Source organism: Pseudomonas sp. NPDC089401 (genome assembly GCF_044749485.1).
GTDB lineage: Bacteria > Pseudomonadota > Gammaproteobacteria > Pseudomonadales > Pseudomonadaceae > Aquipseudomonas.
The window spans coordinates 133,335-151,759 of sequence record NZ_JBIVIA010000011.1 but is presented as its reverse complement, the minus strand read 5'-3'; the positions used below and the strand labels follow the sequence as shown (position 1 = coordinate 151,759).

At 66.4% G+C, this 18,425-nt stretch carries 20 protein-coding genes; 16 read left to right on the top strand and 4 right to left on the bottom strand.

The window, feature by feature from the left end; translation table 11 throughout:
* The first annotated feature begins 30 nt into the window (after positions 1-30).
* From ccmA to ACIP21_RS22945, 14 genes are all read left to right on the top strand, one after another.
* Positions 31-663, top strand: coding sequence for a cytochrome c biogenesis heme-transporting ATPase CcmA (ccmA, locus tag ACIP21_RS23010; RefSeq protein WP_400692530.1), 633 nt, complete (start codon positions 31-33; stop codon positions 661-663).
* Complete coding sequence (gene ccmB, locus ACIP21_RS23005) at positions 651-1,328, top strand: heme exporter protein CcmB (RefSeq protein ID WP_400692527.1); 678 nt, start codon at positions 651-653, stop codon at positions 1,326-1,328. Before ccmA ends, ccmB begins: the two co-directional genes overlap by 13 nt.
* A gap of 45 nt (positions 1,329-1,373) precedes the next feature.
* Complete coding sequence (locus ACIP21_RS23000) at positions 1,374-2,141, top strand: heme ABC transporter permease (RefSeq protein ID WP_400692524.1); 768 nt, start codon at positions 1,374-1,376, stop codon at positions 2,139-2,141.
* Positions 2,138-2,314 carry a heme exporter protein CcmD gene (gene ccmD, locus ACIP21_RS22995; RefSeq protein ID WP_051100802.1) on the top strand — a complete coding sequence of 59 codons (177 nt, stop codon included), beginning with the start codon at positions 2,138-2,140 and terminating at the stop codon, positions 2,312-2,314. Before ACIP21_RS23000 ends, ccmD begins: the two co-directional genes overlap by 4 nt.
* On the top strand, positions 2,311-2,766 hold the full coding sequence (ccmE, locus tag ACIP21_RS22990) for a cytochrome c maturation protein CcmE (RefSeq protein ID WP_400692522.1): 456 nt from the start codon (positions 2,311-2,313) through the stop codon (positions 2,764-2,766). Before ccmD ends, ccmE begins: the two co-directional genes overlap by 4 nt.
* An 11-nt stretch (positions 2,767-2,777) precedes the next feature.
* A complete protein-coding gene (locus ACIP21_RS22985; protein WP_400692681.1) occupies positions 2,778-4,751 on the top strand; it encodes a heme lyase CcmF/NrfE family subunit in 1,974 nt (657 codons plus the stop codon).
* Positions 4,748-5,284 (top strand): DsbE family thiol:disulfide interchange protein, encoded by a 537-nt coding sequence (locus ACIP21_RS22980; RefSeq protein WP_400692520.1) that lies wholly within the window; start codon positions 4,748-4,750, stop codon positions 5,282-5,284. The genes ACIP21_RS22985 and ACIP21_RS22980 overlap by 4 nt, the downstream gene beginning before the upstream one ends.
* A complete protein-coding gene (locus tag ACIP21_RS22975; protein ID WP_400692517.1) occupies positions 5,281-5,757 on the top strand; it encodes a cytochrome c-type biogenesis protein CcmH in 477 nt (158 codons plus the stop codon). Before ACIP21_RS22980 ends, ACIP21_RS22975 begins: the two co-directional genes overlap by 4 nt.
* On the top strand, positions 5,750-6,940 hold the full coding sequence (gene ccmI, locus ACIP21_RS22970) for a c-type cytochrome biogenesis protein CcmI (RefSeq protein WP_400692514.1): 1,191 nt from the start codon (positions 5,750-5,752) through the stop codon (positions 6,938-6,940). The genes ACIP21_RS22975 and ccmI overlap by 8 nt, the downstream gene beginning before the upstream one ends.
* Positions 6,941-6,952: 12 nt before the next feature.
* On the top strand, positions 6,953-7,372 hold the full coding sequence (locus ACIP21_RS22965; protein ID WP_400692511.1) for a hypothetical protein: 420 nt from the start codon (positions 6,953-6,955) through the stop codon (positions 7,370-7,372).
* A 92-nt stretch (positions 7,373-7,464) separates the two neighbouring features.
* Entirely contained in the window at positions 7,465-8,403 is a 939-nt protein-coding gene (locus ACIP21_RS22960) for an NAD(P)-dependent oxidoreductase (protein WP_400692508.1), read from the top strand.
* Between the two features lie 47 nt (positions 8,404-8,450).
* A complete protein-coding gene (locus ACIP21_RS22955; protein WP_400692505.1) occupies positions 8,451-9,239 on the top strand; it encodes a PhzF family phenazine biosynthesis protein in 789 nt (262 codons plus the stop codon).
* 103 nt (positions 9,240-9,342) lie between these two features.
* Entirely contained in the window at positions 9,343-9,681 is a 339-nt protein-coding gene (locus ACIP21_RS22950; protein ID WP_400692503.1) for an FKBP-type peptidyl-prolyl cis-trans isomerase, read from the top strand.
* A 516-nt stretch (positions 9,682-10,197) separates the two neighbouring features.
* On the top strand, positions 10,198-10,860 hold the full coding sequence (locus ACIP21_RS22945; RefSeq protein ID WP_400692500.1) for a histidine phosphatase family protein: 663 nt from the start codon (positions 10,198-10,200) through the stop codon (positions 10,858-10,860).
* Between the two features lie 27 nt (positions 10,861-10,887).
* Here ACIP21_RS22945 and ACIP21_RS22940 read toward each other — a convergent pair whose 3' ends face one another.
* From ACIP21_RS22940 to ACIP21_RS22930, 3 genes are all read right to left on the bottom strand, one after another.
* Positions 10,888-11,616 (bottom strand): aspartate/glutamate racemase family protein, encoded by a 729-nt coding sequence (locus ACIP21_RS22940; RefSeq protein ID WP_400692497.1) that lies wholly within the window; start codon positions 11,614-11,616, stop codon positions 10,888-10,890.
* Positions 11,617-11,632: 16 nt separating this feature from the next.
* Positions 11,633-13,165: an NCS1 family nucleobase:cation symporter-1 gene (locus ACIP21_RS22935; protein WP_400692495.1), complete on the bottom strand. Its 1,533-nt coding sequence runs from the start codon at positions 13,163-13,165 to the stop codon at positions 11,633-11,635.
* 537 nt (positions 13,166-13,702) lie between these two features.
* Complete coding sequence (locus tag ACIP21_RS22930) at positions 13,703-14,140, bottom strand: Lrp/AsnC family transcriptional regulator (RefSeq protein WP_400692493.1); 438 nt, start codon at positions 14,138-14,140, stop codon at positions 13,703-13,705.
* Between the two features lie 133 nt (positions 14,141-14,273).
* Here ACIP21_RS22930 and ACIP21_RS22925 point away from each other — a divergent pair, with 133 nt between their 5' ends.
* Both ACIP21_RS22925 and ACIP21_RS22920 read left to right on the top strand, forming a co-directional pair.
* Entirely contained in the window at positions 14,274-15,170 is an 897-nt protein-coding gene (locus ACIP21_RS22925; RefSeq protein WP_400692490.1) for a DMT family transporter, read from the top strand.
* Between the two features lies 1 nt (position 15,171).
* Positions 15,172-16,128, top strand: a complete 957-nt coding sequence (locus ACIP21_RS22920) for a class I SAM-dependent methyltransferase (protein WP_400692487.1) — start codon at positions 15,172-15,174, stop codon at positions 16,126-16,128.
* 121 nt (positions 16,129-16,249) lie between these two features.
* Here the strand turns inward: ACIP21_RS22920 and ACIP21_RS22915 are convergent, their stop codons facing one another.
* Entirely contained in the window at positions 16,250-18,274 is a 2,025-nt protein-coding gene (locus tag ACIP21_RS22915; RefSeq protein ID WP_400692484.1) for a mechanosensitive ion channel family protein, read from the bottom strand.
* Positions 18,275-18,425 lie beyond the last annotated feature (151 nt).

The window sequence follows — 18,425 nt, the reverse complement described above, 5'->3', positions numbered from 1 at the left end:
TCCCGAGCCAGGCATAGAAAAGGCGAACCCGTGACCCTTCACCTCCAAGCGGCAGGCCTGGCCTGCGAGCGCGACTGGCGCCTGCTGTTCGAACACCTGGATTTCGAACTGCACCCGGGCGACATGCTGCAGATCAGCGGCCCCAACGGCAGCGGCAAGACCAGCCTGTTGCGCCTGCTGGCCGGGCTGATGCAGCCGACTGCCGGGCAGATCCTGCTCGGCGGCCAGCCGCTGGCCGAGCAGCGCCATGCCCTGGCCAGCATCCTGCTGTGGATTGGCCACGCCGCCGGCATCAAGGACCTGCTGACCGCCGAAGAGAACCTCACCTGGCTCTGCGCCCTGCACCAGCCGGCGACCCGCGATGCCATCTGGGCAGCGCTGCAGGCGGTCGGACTGCGCGGCTTCGAAGATGTGCCTTGCCATACCCTGTCGGCCGGCCAGCAGCGCCGCGTGGCGCTGGCCCGGCTGTACCTGGCCAGCCCGCCGCTGTGGATCCTCGACGAGCCCTTCACTGCCCTCGACAAGCAGGGCGTGGCCCAGCTCGAAGCGCACCTGGCGGCCCACTGCGAGCAAGGCGGCACCGTGGTGCTGACCACCCACCATAGCCTGGCGCGCAAGCCGTCCGGTTACCGCGAACTGAACCTGGGGCAATGGGCGGCATGAGCGTATTCATCCTGTTGCTGCGCCGCGAAGCGCGCCTGCTGTTCCGCCGCCCGGCCGAACTGGCCAACCCGCTGGTGTTCTTTGCCATCGTGGTGGCGCTGTTCCCGCTGGCGGTCGGCCCGGAAAGCCAATTGTTGCAAACCTTGTCGCCTGGCCTGGTCTGGGTCGCGGCGCTGCTGGCCGTGCTGCTGTCGCTGGACGGCCTGTTCCGCAGCGATTTCGAGGACGGCTCGCTGGAGCAGTGGGTACTGTCGCCGCACCCGCTGGCCATGCTGGTGCTGGCCAAGGTGCTGGCACACTGGATCTTTTCCGGCCTGGCACTGGTATTGTTGGCGCCGTTGCTGGCGCTGATGCTGGGCCTGCCGAGCCATTGCCTGCCGGTGCTGCTCGGCTCCCTGCTGCTGGGCACCCCGGTACTGAGCCTGCTGGGCGCGGTGGGCGCGGCGCTGACGGTCGGTCTGAAGCGCGGCGGTTTGCTGCTGGCGTTGCTGATTCTGCCGTTGTATATCCCTGTATTGATCCTGGGCAGTGGCGCGTTGCAGGCGGCATTGCAGAATATGCCGGCTACCGGCCAATTGCTCTGGCTCGCCAGCCTCACGGCGCTGGCGGTGACCCTGGCACCCTTTGCGATAGCGGCCGGCCTGAAGATCAGCGTCGGCGAATAACGAGTTCCGGGCAACCAAGCCCGGCTAATACCCTGGATGTACCTGATGAAAATAAGCTGGACGTGGTTCCACAAACTGGGCTCGCCGAAATGGTTCTACGCCATCAGCGGGCGCATGCTGCCCTGGCTGGCCGTTTCCGCCATCCTGCTGCTGGTCACCGGCGTGGTCTGGGGCCTGGCCTTCGCTCCCGAGGACTACCAGCAGGGCAACAGCTTCCGCATCATCTATATCCACGTGCCGGCGGCGATGCTGGCGCAATCCTGCTACGTGCTGCTGGCGGTGGCCGGGGTGGTGGGGCTGGTGTGGAAGATGAAACTGGCCGACGTCGCCCTGCAGTGCGCAGCGCCCATCGGTGCCTGGATGACCGCCGTGGCGCTGGTCACCGGGGCGATCTGGGGCAAGCCGACCTGGGGCAGCTGGTGGGTGTGGGATGCGCGGTTGACCTCGATGCTGATCCTGCTGTTCCTGTACTTCGGCATCATCGCCCTGGGCCAGGCCATCAGCAACCGCGACAGCGCGGCCAAGGCCTGCGCGGTGCTGGCCATCGTAGGGGTGATCAACATCCCGATCATCAAGTACTCGGTGGAGTGGTGGAACACCCTGCACCAGGGCGCCACCTTCACCCTTACCGAAAAGCCGGCGATGCCGGCCGAGATGTGGCTGCCGCTGCTGTGCACGGCGTTGGGCTTCTATTGCTTCTTCGGCGCCGTGCTGCTGCTGCGCATGCGCCTTGAAGTGCTCAAGCGCGAGGCCCGCGCCAGCTGGGTCAAGGACGAGGTGATGAACAGCCTGGGGCGGAGGGCCGCACGATGAGTTTCGCTACTTTCGGCGATTTCCTCGCCATGGGCCATCATGGCCTGTACGTCTGGTCGGCCTACGGCATCTGCCTGACGGTGCTGGCGCTGAATGTCGCCGCGCCCCTGCTGGCCCGCCGTCGCTACCTGCAAGAAGAGGCGCGCCGTCTGCGCCGGGAGAACAACCAGTGAATCCGCAGCGCAAGAAACGCCTGTTCCTGATCCTCGGCCTGCTGGTCGGGGTCGCGGTGGCCGTGGGCTTTGCCCTGAGCGCCCTGCAGCAGAACATCAACCTGTTCTATACGCCGACCCAGATCGCCAACGGCGAGGCGCCGCTGGACACGCGCATCCGCGCCGGCGGCATGGTCGAGAAGGGCTCGCTGCAGCGCTCGTCCGATTCGCTCGACGTGCGCTTCGTGGTCACCGACTTCAACAAGTCGGTACCCATCACCTACCGCGGCATCCTGCCTGACCTGTTCCGCGAAGGGCAGGGCATCGTCGCCCTGGGCAAGCTCAACGCCGAGGGCGTGGTGGTGGCCGACGAAGTGCTGGCCAAGCACGATGAAAAATACATGCCGCCAGAAGTGTCCAAGGCCCTGAAGGAAAGCGGCCAGGCAGCTGCCGGCGCGGAGGCCAAGCCATGAACGCGGCCCTGCTGATCCCCGAACTCGGCCAGCTGGCGATGATCCTGGCCATCTGCTTTGCCGCCGTGCAAGCCACCGTGCCGCTGCTCGGCGCCTGGCGTGGCGACCGCCTGTGGATGAGCCTGGCGCGCCCGGCGGCGTGGGGGCAGTTCGCCTTCCTGGCGTTTGCCTTCGCCTGCCTGACCCACGCCTTCATGACCGACAACTTCTCGGTCGCGTATGTCGCCAGCAACTCCAACAGCGCCTTGCCCTGGTACTACAAGTTCAGCGCCGTGTGGGGCGCCCACGAAGGTTCGCTGCTGCTCTGGGCGCTGATCCTCGGGGGCTGGACCTTCGCCGTGTCGATCTTCTCGCGCCAGCTGCCGCAGGTGATGCTGGCCCGGGTGCTGGCGGTGATGGGCATGATCAGCGTGGGCTTCCTGAGCTTCCTGATCATCACCTCCAACCCGTTCCAGCGCCTGCTGCCGCAGGTGCCGACGGACGGGCGCGACCTCAACCCGCTGCTGCAGGACTTCGGCCTGATCGTCCACCCGCCGATGTTGTACATGGGTTACGTAGGCTTCTCGGTGGCCTTCGCCTTCGCCATCGCCGCGCTGCTCGGCGGGCGTCTGGACGCGGCCTGGGCGCGCTGGTCGCGGCCTTGGACCATCGTCGCCTGGGCCTTCCTCGGCGTCGGCATCACCCTGGGCTCCTGGTGGGCCTACTACGAACTGGGCTGGGGCGGCTGGTGGTTCTGGGACCCGGTGGAAAACGCCTCGTTCATGCCCTGGCTGGTGGGCACGGCGCTGATCCACTCGCTGGCGGTGACCGAGAAGCGTGGGGTGTTCAAGAGCTGGACCGTGCTGCTGGCGATCGCCGCGTTCTCGCTGAGCCTGCTGGGCACCTTCCTGGTGCGCTCCGGGGTGCTGACCTCGGTGCACGCATTCGCCTCCGACCCTGCGCGCGGCGTGTTCATCCTGATCTTCCTGCTGTTCGTGGTCGGCGGCTCACTGACCCTGTTCGCCCTGCGTGCCCCGGTGGTCAAGAGCCAGGTCGGCTTTGCCCTGTGGTCGCGGGAGACCCTGCTGCTGGCCAACAACCTGATCCTGGTGGTGGTGGCCTCGATGATCCTGCTCGGCACCCTGTACCCGCTGGTGCTCGACGCCCTGACCGGGGCCAAGCTGTCGGTCGGCCCGCCGTACTTCGATGCCCTGTTCCTGCCGCTGATGGCGCTGCTGATGGTGGTGCTGAGCGTGGGCGTGGTGGTGCGCTGGAAGGACACCCCGCGCAAGTGGCTGGCGAGCATGATGACCCCGGTGCTGATCGGCAGCGCGGTGTTGGCGCCGATCGCCGGCTTCATCGTCGACGACTTCGACTGGCCGACCCTGAGCGCCTTCGCCCTGGCCGCCTGGGTGGTGCTGGGCGGCGTGCGCGACATCCTCGACAAGACCCGCCACAAGGGCCTGGCCAAGGGCATGCGTGGCCTGACCCGCAGCTACTGGGGCATGCAGCTGGCGCACCTGGGCCTGGCGGTGTGCGCCCTGGGCGTGGTGCTGTCGAGCAACAACAGCGCCGAGCGCGACCTGCGCATGGCGCCGGGCGAAAGTGTGGAACTGGGCGGTTACCAGTTCCTGTTCGAAGGCGCCAGGCACTTCGAGGGGCCGAACTTCATCTCCGACCGGGGCACCATCGTGGTCAGCCGTGACGGCCGTGAAGTGACCACCCTGCACCCGGAAAAGCGCCTGTACACCGTGCAGCAGTCGATGATGACCGAGGCCGGCATCGATGCCGGCTTCACCCGCGACCTCTACGTCGCCCTCGGCGAGCCGCTGGAAAACGGCGCCTGGGCGGTGCGTGTGCATATCAAGCCTTATGTCCGCTGGATCTGGCTGGGTGGTCTGCTGACCGGCCTGGGCGGGTTGCTGGCGGCCCTCGACCGGCGCTACCGCGTCAAGGTCAAGACCCGGGTGCGTGAGGCCCTGGGCGTGTCTGGAGCAGCTGCATGAAGCGTTGGATCATGGTGGTGCCACTGGCGGTATTCCTGCTGATGGCGGTTTTCCTCTACAAGGGGCTGTTCCTCAAGCCTGAAGAACTGCCTTCGGCAATGATCGGCAAGCCGTTCCCGGCGTTTTCCCTGGCCTCGACCCAGGGTGACCGCACCCTGACCCAGGCCGACCTGCACGGGCGCCCGGCGCTGGTCAACGTGTGGGCCACCTGGTGCCCGTCGTGCAAGGTCGAGCACCCGTACCTGAACCAGCTGGCCGGGCAGGGCGTGGTGATCCTCGGGATCAACTACAAGGACGACAACGCCGCCGCGCAGAAGTGGCTGGCCGAGTTCCACAACCCCTACCAGCTGGACATCCGCGACGAGCAGGGCAGCCTGGGCCTGGACCTGGGTGTGTACGGTGCGCCGGAAACCTTCCTGATCGATGCCAAGGGCATCATCCGCTACAAGCACGTCGGCGTCGTCGACGCCACGGTGTGGCGCGAGCAGCTGGCGCCGCTGTACCAGGGCCTGGTCGACGAGGCCACGCCATGAAGCGCTGGCTGGCAGCTGCCGTGCTGGGCATGAGCCTGGCCGGCGTGGCCAGGGCGGCCATCGACACCTACCAGTTCCGCGACGACGCCGAGCGCGAGCGTTACCAGCAACTGACCAAGGAACTGCGCTGCCCCAAGTGCCAGAACCAGGACATCGCCGACTCCAACGCGCCGATCGCCGCCGACCTGCGCCGGGAGATCTTCCGCATGCTCGGCGAGGGCAAGAGCAACACCCAGATCGTCGACTTCATGGTCGACCGCTATGGCGACTTCGTGCGCTACAAGCCGGCGCTGAGCAGCCGCACCTGGCTGCTGTGGTTCGGCCCGGGCATCCTGCTGGCCGGTGGTTTCGTGGTGCTGGCGGTGATCGTCCGCCGGCGCCGTGGGCCGGCGGCCCTGGGTGCGGAGGCACTGTCCACCGACGAACGCGAGCGTCTCGCCAAACTGCTGGAAAAAGAACAGACCCATGATTGAATTCTGGCTTGGCGCGGGCCTGCTGCTGCTCGCCGCCCTCGGCTTTCTGCTGATCCCGATCCTGCGTGGCCGTCGCCAGCAGCAGGAAGAAGACCGCACCGCCCTGAACGTGGCGTTGTACCAGGAGCGTATCGATGAGCTCGCCGCGCAACAGGCCGCCGGCGTGCTCGACGACGCGCAGATGGCCAAGGGCCGGGACGAAGCCGCGCGCGAGCTGCTGGCCGACACCGAGGGCGCCGAGCCGGCGCGCCAGGGCAACCTGGGCAAGGCCTTGCCATTGCTGGCTGCGGTACTGGTACCGTTGCTGGCGCTGGGGCTGTACCTGCACTTCGGTGCTGCGGACAAGGTCGAGCTGACCCGGGAGTTCGCCGCCGCGCCGAAGACCATGGAGGAGATGACCACGCGCCTGGAGCGCGCCGTCGAGGCCCAGCCGGACTCCGCCGAGGGCCTGTACTTCCTCGGCCGCGCCTACATGGCCGAGCAACGCCCGGCGGATGCCGCCCGTGCCTACGAGCGCGCCGTGGCCCTGGCCGGTCGCCAGCCCGAACTGCTGGGCCAGTGGGCCCAGGCGCTGTACTTCGCCGCGCAGAAGCAGTGGAGCCCGCAGGTGCAGGCGCTGACCGACGAGGCGCTCAAGGCCGACCCGCACGAAGTCACCAGCCTCGGCCTGCGGGGCATTGCCGCGTTCGAAGGCCAGCGTTACCAGGAGGCGATCGACTACTGGCAGCGCCTGCTGGCGCAACTGCCGCAGGGCGATGCCTCGCGGGCCGCTTTGCAGGGCGGCATCGACCGCGCCGCCGAGCGTCTGGGTGGCGCGCTGGCCAAGCCGGCGGCCACCGACACCGCGCGGCTGAAAGTGCGGGTGGAACTGGCGGCGGCGCTCAAGGACAAGGTCAAGCCCGACGACACCGTGTTCATCTTCGCCCGTGCCAGCAACGGCCCGCCGATGCCGCTGGCGGCCAAGCGGGTGACCGTGGCGCAGTTGCCGCTGGAAGTGGAACTGTCCGACGCCGACGCGATGATGCCGCAGATGAAACTGTCCGATTTTGCCGAAGTCCAACTGGTTGCACGTGTCTCCCGCGCCGGTCAGCCGACCCGTGGCGAATGGATTGGCCAGGGCGCGCCGCTGGCGAGCAAGACCCAGGCCACCCAGCACCTGACCATCGACAGCCCTGACCAGTAAGAGAGCCCTGCCATGCACAGCACCGTACGCCTGACCCTCATCACCCTGGCCCTGGGTTTGTCCGCGTGTACGGTGCAGCAGCCGTATGAACAGCCATCGCCGCCGATCGAACGCCTGCCACCGCACCCGGGGCCGGCGGTCAAGCCGCTGCCGGGCGGGCAGCCGGCAGGGCAGCCGAGCAAGCCGGCGGCGATTCCCAAGCCGATGCCGCGCACCTCTGCCAGCTTCGCCCCGCCTCCGGGTGGCGCCAGCCATTGGGACCCGAAGATGGGCGTGTATGTGCTGGAGAAGAAGCCCAACACCTTCTACCGCCAGCGTACCTACTATCGCTATGACGGTGGCTGGAGCTGGTCGCTGAGCCCCGACGGGCCATGGCAGGAAACCGACAGCAGCGGCGTGCCGGGCGGGTTGGGGCGGGCGTTCGCGCAATAAGCCCGTACAGCACAGTTGGCCGCTGTTTTTCCGATTGACTGTACCGCCTGCCGACTCCGCATAATGCCCCTCTGACATCAAAGGAGGGTGGCATGCGCAAGACAGTCCTGGTACTGGTCGAAACCGTCGACGATTACCTGTCGTTACTCGAACAGGCCGGTTATCGGCTGATCCGTGCCCAGTCACCGCAGCTGCGCAGCGAGGCCATCCAGCGCCACGCCGGCGAGATCGACGCCGTGCTCACCCGCGGCCCGCTGGGCCTGACCGCCGCTGAAATCCAGGCGTTGCCCAAGCTGCAGATCATCTGCGTGATTGGCGCCGGTTACGAACAGGTCGACCTGGCTGCCGCCGCCGCCCGTGGCATCACCGTCACCAACGGTGCCGGCGCCAATGCTGCGGCCGTTGCCGACCACACCCTGGCCCTGCTGCTGGCGCTGCTGCGCGACATCCCGCGCGGCGATGCCAGCACCCGCCGTGGCGAGTGGAACCGGGTCATCAGCCCTTCGGTAAGCGGCAAGCGCCTGGGGCTGCTCGGCCTCGGCGCCGTCGGCCAGGCCATCGCCAAGCGCGCCAGCCTCGGCTTCGACATGAACATCAGCTACCACAGCCGCACCCCACGCCAGGACGTGCCCTACACCTGGTACGACAGCCCGCTGCACCTGGCCGATGCGGTCGACATCCTGGTGGTCGCCACCCCCGGCGGTGCCAGTACCCGCCACCTGGTCGATGCCCAGGTGCTCGCTGCGCTGGGCGCCGAGGGCTACCTGGTGAACATCGCCCGCGCCAGCGTGGTCGACACCCAGGCCCTGGTTGCCGCCTTGCAGCAGGGCCAGCTGGCCGGCGCCGCGCTCGATGTGTTCGATGACGAGCCACAGGTGCCCGTCGCCCTCAAGGCCCTCGGCAATACCGTGCTGACCCCTCACGTGGCCGGCCAGTCGCCGGAGGCCGCGCGCGACACCGTGTCCCTGGTGCTGCGCAACCTGCAGGCCTTCTTCGCCGGCGAGCCGGTGCTCACCCCGGTCCAGCCCTGATCCATTCGATAGCGCCCGGCAGGTGCCGGGCTACAAGGAGCGTTTGCATGCAACTCGAGATCTTCCAGGTCGATGCGTTTTCCGCCGAACCCTTCGGTGGCAACCCGGCAGCCGTGATTCCACTGGACCGCTGGCTGCCGGACGACGTGCTGCAACGCATCGCCGAAGAGAACAATCTCTCGGAAACCGCCTACTTCGTGCGTAATGGCGAAAGCTACGACCTGCGCTGGTTCACCCCCACGGTCGAGGTCGACCTGTGTGGCCATGCCACCCTGGCCTCGGCTTACGTGCTGTTCGAGCAACTGGGCGAGCAGGCGCAAGTGCTGCGCTTCAACACGCGTAGCGGTGAGCTGCGGGTCAGCCGCGGCGCCGACGGCCTGCTGGCGATGGACTTCCCGGCCAAGCAGCCGGTGGCGGTGGAGGCGCCGTCGGGCTTGTTGGAGGCGTTGGGCCTGGAGAGTGCCAAGGCCGTCTACCGCTCCGACGATTACGTGGTGGTGATCGACGACGTGACGTCGATCGCCTCGCTCAAACCTGATTTCGTTGCCCTGTCGGCATTCGACGTGCGCGGCATCGCGGTCACCGCCGCTGGCCGTGGCTACGATTTCGTCACCCGCTGGTTCGGCCCGCGGGTAGGGGTCAACGAAGACCCGGTGACCGGTTCGGCGCATACCTCGCTGGCGCCGCTGTGGGCCGGGATGCTGGGCAAGTCGGTACTGGCCTGCGAGCAGGGCGGGGCGCGCAAGGGGCAGTTGCACTGCGAAGTGCCGGGCAATGGCCGGGTGATCATCAGCGGGCGTGCGGCACTGTACCTGCGCGGCAGCGTCTTCATCTGACGGCGAGGCGGCGTTCGACCGGTCCGATCGGGCCGGGCGAACTTGCCAAACCCGCGCATTCCTGAGAAAACGGCGCCCTCGAATCACAGCTTGGAGCCTGCCCATGAGCAGCGAACTGCAGATCACCGACCTCGTCGAAGGCGACGGCAAGGCCGCCGTCAAAGGCGCCCTGATCACCACCCAGTACACCGGCTGGCTGGCCGATGGCAGCGAGTTCGACTCGTCCTGGTCGCGCGGCAAGCCGTTCCAGTGCGTGATCGGCACCGGCCGGGTGATCAAGGGCTGGGACCAGGGCCTGATGGGCATGCGCGTGGGCGGCAAGCGCCGGCTGCAGGTGCCGGCGCACCTCGGTTATGGCGAGCGCAGCGTGGGCAAGATCCCGCCCGGGTCGGACCTGACCTTCGAGATCGAGCTGCTGGAAGTGCTGACGCGGGATGATTGAGGGCGGTTGTGCGGGCGGGTGCCTGCCTTGAGGGTCGTAGCGTCCATGAGATCGAGCGCCGCCCGCGCGGCGCATCGCGAGCAAGCTCGCTCCTACGTTTGTTTCGGGCCAATGTTTCCTGGGGAATTTGCGCGCGAACGCCTTGGCGCATGGCGCTATATCGTGTCGTACTAACAAGGCGGTCGCGCGCGCCATTCACAGGCGTTACTGGCCTGAAGCAAACGTAGGAGCGAGCTTGCTCGCGATGCGCCGCGCGGGCGGCGCTCGATCTCGAAAACGACACAGCGCCCAAGGCGAACACTTCAGGCTTTACATAATTGTGCAACTTAGTTGCTTTAACGTGAGCCTTGCCTAGGGAACGGCATCCACACCCAGGGATGAACCAAACGGGTTGCGAGCACTCTGACTCCTACGCGTTGCCAGGGACGGCATTCACTACAGGGACGCCCTGCGGCTTCGGCCGCGGGGCTATGTGGCGGGTGAACCCGATTCCCAATGCCTCAAGAGCCTGCCCCGATGAAGTTGCTCCGTTTCTTCCGGCGTCCTCGCCACCTGTTGCCGACGCTGGCGCTCATTGCTGCTGCCGTGCCATTGGCCCTTGATATCGTCGAAAGCCGGACGCAACCGGTCGACGGGACTCAGACGCTGGTTTTCCTGCGTCACGCCGAGAAGCCCGGTGAAGGCCTGGGGCAACTTAACTGCCAAGGGCTCAACCGCGCCATCGACCTCTCCACGCTGCTGCCCGAACGGTTCGGCAAGGCCGATTACGTCTTCGCGGCCAATCCCTCGCGGCATGTGCAGGAGGGTAGCCAGGACCGGAGCTACAGCTACATCCGCCCGTTGATGACCATCACCCCGAGCGCCATTCGCCTGGGCCTGCCGGTGAACATCGACTACGGCGCCAACGACACCGGTGCCCTCGCCGACGAACTGCTCAGCGAGAAGTACCGCAACGCCACGGTCTACACCGCCTGGTCCCACGGCTACCTGCCCGAGCTGATCAACACGGTCGCCGGCAAGGCGCTGGGTGACGACCGGGTCATCACCCAGGACTGGAACGGTGACGATTTCGATACGCTCTACGTGCTGACCCTCACCTGGCACAACGGCAAGGCCAGCCTGCTCAGCCGCAACGTGCGCCAGGGCCTCGATGGCGGTGCCCATAGCTGTCCGACCTGACTGGCGGCCGGTACAGCTCAAGCAGCTCTACCGCCCGAAGCGCATCGGCCAGCCCACCACCTTCTTCGCCCGCGGCGTGGCATAGGTGCGCACCTTGGAGGTGCTCAAGCCCATCCGCACCAGCGACTCGGCAATGGTCACCGCCGCGCTGACGCCATCCACCACCGGCACCCCGGTGCGTTGGCGGATCTGTTCATCCAGCCCGGCCATGCCGCCGCAACCCAGGCAGATCACCTCGGCCTTGTCATCGCGCACGGCACGTTCGGCCTGCTCGACGATGGCTTCCACGGCGCGCAGCGGGTCTTCTTCCAGTTCCAGTACCGCCAGGCCGCTGGCGCGCACCGAAGCACAGCGGTCATACAGCCCGGAAAGCTTCAGGCGGTCCTCGATCAATGGCACGGTGCGGTCCAGGGTGGTCACCACCGAATAGGCGTGCCCCAGGTACATGGCGGTGCTGGCGGCGGCGTCGGTGATGTCCACCACCGGCACGTTCAGCAACTCCTGCAGGCCTTCGCGGCCATGTTCGCCGTAGCCGGCCTGAATCACCGCATCGTACGGCCCCTCGTAGGCCAGCACGCGGTCCATCACGGCGATGGCGGCCAGGTAGCTTTCGAAATTGCCTTCCACCGACTCGGCGCCGAACCAGGGCGTCAGGCCGATGATTTCGGTGCCAGGCGCGGCCACGCTGCGGGCCTGCTCGGCAATGGCTTCGGTGATGGCTTCGGTGGTGTTGACGTTGGCGATCAGAATTCGCATGGACAGTCCTCCCTGATCAATGGTTGCTGTGGTCGACGGCGATGCACTCGCCGCTGACGTCGTGATAGAGGCGTTTGCGTGGCGCGATCAACAGGTAGACCGCCGCCGCGATGCCGGCACCGATCAGCCAGGAGAACGGCGCGATGCCCTGGAAGTTGGGCACCAGTGCGAGGACGATGGCCAGCAGTGCGGCCGGCACGAAGGCGGCCACGGCGCGCAGGTTGATGCCCTTGCTGTAGTGGTAGGCGCCGGCCGGGTGTTCGGTGTACAGCTCCGGCACGTTGATGCGGCCTTTGCGCAGCAACCAGTAGTCGGCCATGATCACCCCGTACAGCGGGCCGAGCAGGGCGCCCAGGCCGGACAGGAAATACACGATCACCAGCGGGCTGTTGTACAGGTTCCAGGGCAGGATCAGCACCGCCAGGGTGGCGCTGATCAACCCGGCGCGGCGGAAGTTCAGGTGGCGTGGCGCCAGGTTGCTGAGGACGAAGGCCGGGGCGACGAAGTTGGCCATGATGTTCACCGCCACGGTGACGATGAGGAAGGCCAGGCAGCCGAGCACCAGGAATGGCGTGCTGGGGATGCTGGCGACGATCTGGGTCGGGCTGTCGATGATCTGGCCGTTGATCTGGAACTGCGCGCCGCACAGCACCACGGTGATCATGGCGAACACCAGGATGTTCACCGGCAGGCCCCAGAAGTTGCCGACGCGGATGGTCCTGCGGCACGGCGAGGAGCGGGCGAAGTCGCAGAAGTTCAGCACCAGGGTGCCGTAGATCGCCAGCCACAGGGCGCCGCCGGCGAAGATGTTGCGCCACATCTCATAGCCGCTCAGCGGCTCGGCCACCGACCAGGCAATGCGCGCATCGGCCTTGAAGTACATGAACACTGCCAGGCTGGCCACGGTCAGCAGGATCACCGGGCCGGCGAAGGCCTCGTAGCGGCGCACCATCTCCATGCCGTAGGCGAGGATCACCAGCTGTACCAGCCAGATCGCCACGAAGCACACCCAGCCCAGGCTCGACAGGCCGAGGATGCTGTCGTGGTCATAGGCCGCCACTTGCGGCCACACGGCGCTCAGCAGCACGCGCAGCACCACCGAGGCCAGGTAGGTCTGGATGCCGAACCAGGCGATGGCGATCACCGCGCGGATCAGCGCCGGCACCTGTGCGCCGTGGATCCCGAAGGCGATGCGGCTGATCACCGGGAACGGTACGCCGGTCTTCTGCCCCATGTAGCCGGACAGGTTCATGAAGAAGTACACCAGTGCCGCGCCGATGGCCAGCGACAGGAGGATCTGCCAGCCGCCCAGGCCGAGGGCGAAAAGGCCCATGGCGAACGAGTAGTTGGCGATGTTGTGCACATCGTTGGTCCACAGGGCGAAGATGCTGTAGCCGCCCCAGCGGCGGCCCTGCGCCTTGGTCGGCGCGAGGTCGCGGTTGTGCAGGCGCGGGCTGAGGCCGAGTTGCGGCATGTCGCCGGCAAGTGTGGCGCTGGGGTGGGTGCTGGCGACGGATAGTTCAGGGGCAAGGTCGAGGCTGGTACTCATTCCGGCAGGCTCCTGATGCACGTGGACTGCGATGAGCGGGCATGCGCACGGGCTCGCCATCTCGTCGGTGCAGCTTGGCATCACTGGGTTCTGGGCGCGGCGGCCAGCGTGGGCTGGCGTCGCGGGTTCTTGTGTATTTATGTTTTGCTTGGTTTGTATACAAAACACGAACACACAAAAGCGAGTTCCATGCCAGGGGAAAAGCGATGTTTAGATGGTCATTGTTTTGAATCTAACTAGTTGAGATATAAGTTAATGAAAAGAATGGAATATAACTTGACCAATTGAACAGGTATTAATTTCAAATGGTTCTTTAGTTGATCGTTTGGTCAGAATTTATTTAGCTATCGGTGTAACGTATTGGGGCGTAATTTTGTAAAGTGCACACAAAAATGGCACTTAAGGTGACATTTGTGTGTACAAAAATTAGTCAGCTTTTTCAGGCCTGGCCTTTTCGCGGCTAAAGCCGCTCCTACAGGTGTTTCGCAGTACCTGTGGGAGCGGCTTCAGCCGCGAAGAGGCCGGTGCAGGGAAAACTCAATCCATCGGCGGCAACCGCCGCTTCACCGGGCTCTTCTTGATGATCGCGGTATTGGTCTCGGCCAGCACATTGATCCGGTCGAGCAAGGTGTCGAGCTGCTCCATCGAGCGCACATGCAGACGCGCGATGAAGCAGTCCTCGCCGGTCACCTTGTCGCACTCGGTGAACTCGGGGATGGCGATGATCTGCCGTTCCACCTCCTGCAACTGCCCCGGCAACGGGCGGATGCGCACGATGGCCTGCAGCTGGTAGCCGAAGCAGCGCGGGTCGACCTCGACGGTGTAGCCGCGCAGCACGCCGCGCTCTTCCAGGCGGCGCAGGCGTTCGCTGACGCTGGGGGCGGAGAGGCCGCTGAGCTGCGCCAGCGCCTTGAGCGAGCGGCGCGAGTCTTCCATCAGGGCGTTGATCAATAGTTGGTCGATGGCATCGGTCATGTGCACCTCGTCAGGCATTTGTCTGAGTTTGCCTTGATAGTAAAGGTGATCTTGCCGATTGACCTTTCTTATCCGCTGGAAGGTACGGGCCGACCCTCCGCATACTGTTGCCATCGTCAACGGGAGGTGTGAGATGGACAGTTCGATGCGCCGCGGTTCGCTGGAAATGGTCGCTGCCATGCTGATTTCCGGGACCATCGGCTGGTTCGTGCTGGTGTCCGGGCAGCCGGTGCTGGAGGTGGTGTTCTGGCGCTGCGTGTTCGGCACCGGAACCTTGCTGGTGATCTGCGCACTGTTCGGCTTCCTCAAGCCGGGCGTGATCAGCCGCCCGGCTTTCCTGCTGGCGATCGCCAGTGGCGTGGCCATCGTCGGCAACTGGGTGTTGTTGTTCGCCTCCTACTCGAAGGCATCGATCGCCATCGGCACGGCGGTGTACAACGTCCAGCCGTTCATGCTGGTGGGGCTGGCGGCGGCGTTTCTGGGCGAGAAGATCACGCTGGTCAAGGTCACCTGGCTGAGCGTGGCGTTTCTCGGCATGCTGGCGATCGTCAGCGCCCATGGCGCGGGGCAGGGCAGTGGCGAGGATTACCTGCTGGGCATCGCCCTGGCCCTGGGCGCGGCGTTCCTGTATGCCATCGCTGCGTTGATCATCAAGCGCCTGAAAGGCACGCCGCCGCACCTGATCGCGCTGATCCAGGTGGCCACCGGCGTGTTGCTGCTGGCGCCCTGGGCCAGGGTGGGCGGATTGCCGGGCGAGCCGTCGGCGCTGGCCAGCCTGCTGACCTTGGGTGTGGTGCACACCGGCGTGATGTACGTGTTGCTCTACAGCGCCATCCAGCGCCTGCCGACCGCACTCACCGGGGCCTTGTCGTTCATTTACCCGATCGCGGCGATCCTGGTCGACTGGGTGGCCTTCGGGCATCGCCTGGCGCCGCTGCAATGGCTGGGGGTGGTGCTGATCCTGCTGGCGGCGGCGGGGATGCAGCAGGGCTGGTGGTTTCGTTCGGCGCAGGTGACGGCCAAAGGGTAGAATGGCGGTTTTTACCAGCTTGCGACCCGCCATGACCTCGCCGATCCAGACCCTCGAGCAGCACTTGCTCACCGCCCTCGACCCCGCCCCCGTGGAAACCCGCCGCCTGTTCCACGGCCGCGGCCGTTGCTGGGAGGGCCTGGAGCAGGTCACGGTGGACTGGTTGCAGGGCGTGCTGTCGGTGGCGCTGTTCCGCGAGCCGCCCGAGGGCCAGCTGGCTGAACTGGAATCCATGCTGCGCAGCCTGGCCGAACGCCCGCAGTGGGCCGGCCAGGCGATCCTCATCCAGCACCGCTACCTGCCCGACAGCCCGGGCCAGTGGCTGCTGGGCGAGCCCTGCCAGCAGCGCGAGGTGGTCGAGGACGGGCTGACCTACCTGCTCGACCTCGGCGTGCGGCAGAACAACGGCCTGTTCCTCGACATGCGCTACGGCCGCCGCTGGGTGCGCGAGCAGGCGGCAGGCAAGCGTGTGCTCAACCTGTTCGCCTACACCTGTGGCTTCTCGGTCGCGGCGATTGCCGGCGGTGCCGAGCAGGTGGTCAACCTGGACATGGCCAGGTCGGCGCTGTCGCGCGGGCGCGACAACCACCGCCTCAACGGCCATGATGCGTCGCGGGTGGCCTACCTGGGGCACGAGCTGTTCAAGTCGTGGGGCAAGGTGCGCAAGTACGGGCCTTATGACCTGGTCATCATCGACCCGCCGACCTTCCAGCGCGGCAGCTTCGTGCTGACTCAGGATTACGCGAAGATCCTGCGGCGCCTGCCGGAGTTGCTCAACGAGGGCGGGACGGTGCTGGCGTGCGTCAACGATCCGGGGATCGGGCCGGAGTTCCTGATCGAAGGGATGGCCGAGCAGGCACCATCCTTGGCCTATGTCGAGCGGCTGGAGAACCCGCCGGAGTTTCCCGATGTGGACCCGGCGGGGGGGCTTAAAGCCTTGGTATTCCGCCAGGTGTGATGTCGCCTGGGCCGGCCCTTTCGCGGGCAAGCCCGCTCCCACAGGTACGGTGCAAGGTTTGAATGCTGTGCGGTCCCTGTGGGAGCGGGCTTACCCGCGAAGAGGCCGGCACAGGCTGACATCAGGCTGAGATCCCGCGCACCGGCAGCGGATACACCTGGGCAAAACTCACATTCTCCGTCTGGTCCACGCGCTTCTTCAGCCGCTCGTTGAATGCCCGGCTCACCGCATACTGCCCGCCGGAAATGGTGCGGAACTGCGCCGTCAGCACGAACCCGTTCAAGTCCATGCGATCGACCCCGAACACCTGCAATGGCCCTTGCAGGTTGATGCGCAGCAGCGGGTCCTGGCTGATCGACTGCCCCACCTCATGGATCAGCCCCAGCGACTCATCCACGTCGCTGTCGTAGGTGAACTGCACCGAGAAGAACGCATAGGCGAACTGCCGTGACTGGTTGGTGACCGCCTTGATCTGCCCGAACGGCACCGAGTGCACGAAGCCCTTGCCATCGCGCAGACGCAGGGTGCGGATGGTCAGGCTCTCGACGGTGCCGGCGTGGCCGGAATCGAGCACCACCCAGTCACCGATCGAGATGGTGTCCTCGATCAGGATGAACAGCCCGGTGATCACGTCCTGCACCAGCTGCTGCGAGCCGAAGCCGATGGCCAGGCCGATCACCCCGGCACCGGCCAGCAGGGGCGCGACGTTGATGCCCAGGTTGGCCATGGTGGTGATGGTGCAGATGACGATCAGGATCACCTTCAGCGCATTGCGCAGCATCGGCAGGATGGTCCGTACCCGGGTGCTCGGCTGGCGCGTGGCACGGCGGCCGACCGCGGGCTTGAGCGCCTCTTGGATGGCGGTGTCGAGCACCACCCAGAGCAGCCAGGTGACCAGCAGGATCAGGCCGATGCTCGACAGCGAATTGCTGATCGCCTGGCCCAGGCTGTTGCTCAGGGCGAAGTCGATCACCGAGAAGCCCCAGATGCGCCCGAGCAGTTCGATGAAGGCGATTGCCATGGCAATGCGCAACAGCGCGTGGGCGAGGCTGCGCAGCAATTCCTTGTAGGGCCGAACCCGCTGCGCCGGGTCGCTTTCGTGCGGCGCCAGCAGGTGTTGCAGCAAGGTGCTGAGGAACACGGTCGAGACCAGCAGCACGGTGGTCAGCAGGGCTTTCTGCAGGGCCTTCTGGCTTTCTTCGCCGGCACCGACCAGGTGGACGGCCGAAACCAGGATCATCAGCAGAATCGGCAGGTACCACACGGCCGAGAAAATGCGCAGGGTCTCCTGCACAGCGCGGTGCTGCACCCGGTCCTTGTAGCGGCGGTTGCGGATCAGCTGGGCCACCGGGCGGCGCAGGCGGATCACCAGGCTGGCGAAGATGAACGTGGCGGTGAGGCCGGTGAGCACGGCGATGCTGGCGGTGATGTTGCCGCCCAGTTGGCGGGCGATCTGCGGGCTGGTCAGGGCGTCGCTCCAGGCCGCGAGAAAGCCGATCAGGAACAGCGGACGCGGCGCCAGGCGCTTGATCGCCGCGACGGCCGGGCGCTTGTGACCGGCGTCGAACAGGGTGATCAGGCAGAGGATGATCGAGGTCGAGAACAGGCCGCTGCTGGTGGCGTAGGCCAGGCTCAGGCCCAGTGCGCGGGCCACCGAGGGGTCGAGGAAGCGGCTGACGTAGAGGGTCAGCGGCAGGCTGGCCAGGGCTGGCAAGGTGTAGCGCAGCAGGTAGCCGAGCAGGCTGCTGGCGCGTTTGCGTGCGCGTAGCCAGGGGGTGTCGGCGGTACGCCGGGCAACCCAGCGGCCGAGAGTGGTGAGCAGAGCGAAGCTGGCGGCCCAGCTGAGGGTCAGGAGGATGAAGTTGCCGGCCAGTTGCAGCGAATCGGTGGCCGAATGGCGGTCGACCAGGCGTTCCACCTCCTGGGCGGCGCGGTCGGTGCGCAGGCGCCAGGCGTCGACCAGGTGGGCGTCGAGGTCGAGCTCCTGGGCGGCGTTGTCCAGGCTATCGGCCAGGGCGCCGAGCAGGCCGCCTTGCAATACTGGCTCCGGTTCGCTGGAGGGTTCGTCGACGGGGGCGGGGTCTGCGGCCAGCAGGTGGGTGCTCAGCAGGCAGCCGAGCAGCAGGGTGGAGAGGAAGCGCAGCACTGGAGTACTCCTTGGGCCGGGTGAGCGGGGCAGGGGTTACTCAAGGAACTGAGGAGAGATGGCTGGGAAAGTTCGATTGGTATTGTCTGTGCCGGCGTCTTCGCGGGTAAACCCGCTCCTACAGGGGGCGTGCAAACCCCTGTAGGAGCGG

Coding starts and splice junctions, on each gene's coding strand:
- ccmI (WP_400692514.1), top strand. CDS start 5,750: ATGATTGAATTCTGGCTTGGCGCGGGCCTGCTGCTGCTCGCCGCCCTC.
- ACIP21_RS22965 (WP_400692511.1), top strand. CDS start 6,953: ATGCACAGCACCGTACGCCTGACCCTCATCACCCTGGCCCTGGGTTTG.
- ACIP21_RS22940 (WP_400692497.1), bottom strand. CDS start 11,616: ATGCGAATTCTGATCGCCAACGTCAACACCACCGAAGCCATCACCGAA.
- ACIP21_RS22960 (WP_400692508.1), top strand. CDS start 7,465: ATGCGCAAGACAGTCCTGGTACTGGTCGAAACCGTCGACGATTACCTG.
- ACIP21_RS22925 (WP_400692490.1), top strand. CDS start 14,274: ATGGACAGTTCGATGCGCCGCGGTTCGCTGGAAATGGTCGCTGCCATG.
- ccmB (WP_400692527.1), top strand. CDS start 651: ATGGGCGGCATGAGCGTATTCATCCTGTTGCTGCGCCGCGAAGCGCGC.
- ACIP21_RS23000 (WP_400692524.1), top strand. CDS start 1,374: ATGAAAATAAGCTGGACGTGGTTCCACAAACTGGGCTCGCCGAAATGG.
- ACIP21_RS22975 (WP_400692517.1), top strand. CDS start 5,281: ATGAAGCGCTGGCTGGCAGCTGCCGTGCTGGGCATGAGCCTGGCCGGC.
- ACIP21_RS22955 (WP_400692505.1), top strand. CDS start 8,451: ATGCAACTCGAGATCTTCCAGGTCGATGCGTTTTCCGCCGAACCCTTC.
- ccmD (WP_051100802.1), top strand. CDS start 2,138: ATGAGTTTCGCTACTTTCGGCGATTTCCTCGCCATGGGCCATCATGGC.
- ACIP21_RS22945 (WP_400692500.1), top strand. CDS start 10,198: ATGAAGTTGCTCCGTTTCTTCCGGCGTCCTCGCCACCTGTTGCCGACG.
- ACIP21_RS22950 (WP_400692503.1), top strand. CDS start 9,343: ATGAGCAGCGAACTGCAGATCACCGACCTCGTCGAAGGCGACGGCAAG.
- ACIP21_RS22980 (WP_400692520.1), top strand. CDS start 4,748: ATGAAGCGTTGGATCATGGTGGTGCCACTGGCGGTATTCCTGCTGATG.
- ACIP21_RS22930 (WP_400692493.1), bottom strand. CDS start 14,140: ATGACCGATGCCATCGACCAACTATTGATCAACGCCCTGATGGAAGAC.
- ACIP21_RS22920 (WP_400692487.1), top strand. CDS start 15,172: ATGGCGGTTTTTACCAGCTTGCGACCCGCCATGACCTCGCCGATCCAG.
- ACIP21_RS22935 (WP_400692495.1), bottom strand. CDS start 13,165: ATGAGTACCAGCCTCGACCTTGCCCCTGAACTATCCGTCGCCAGCACC.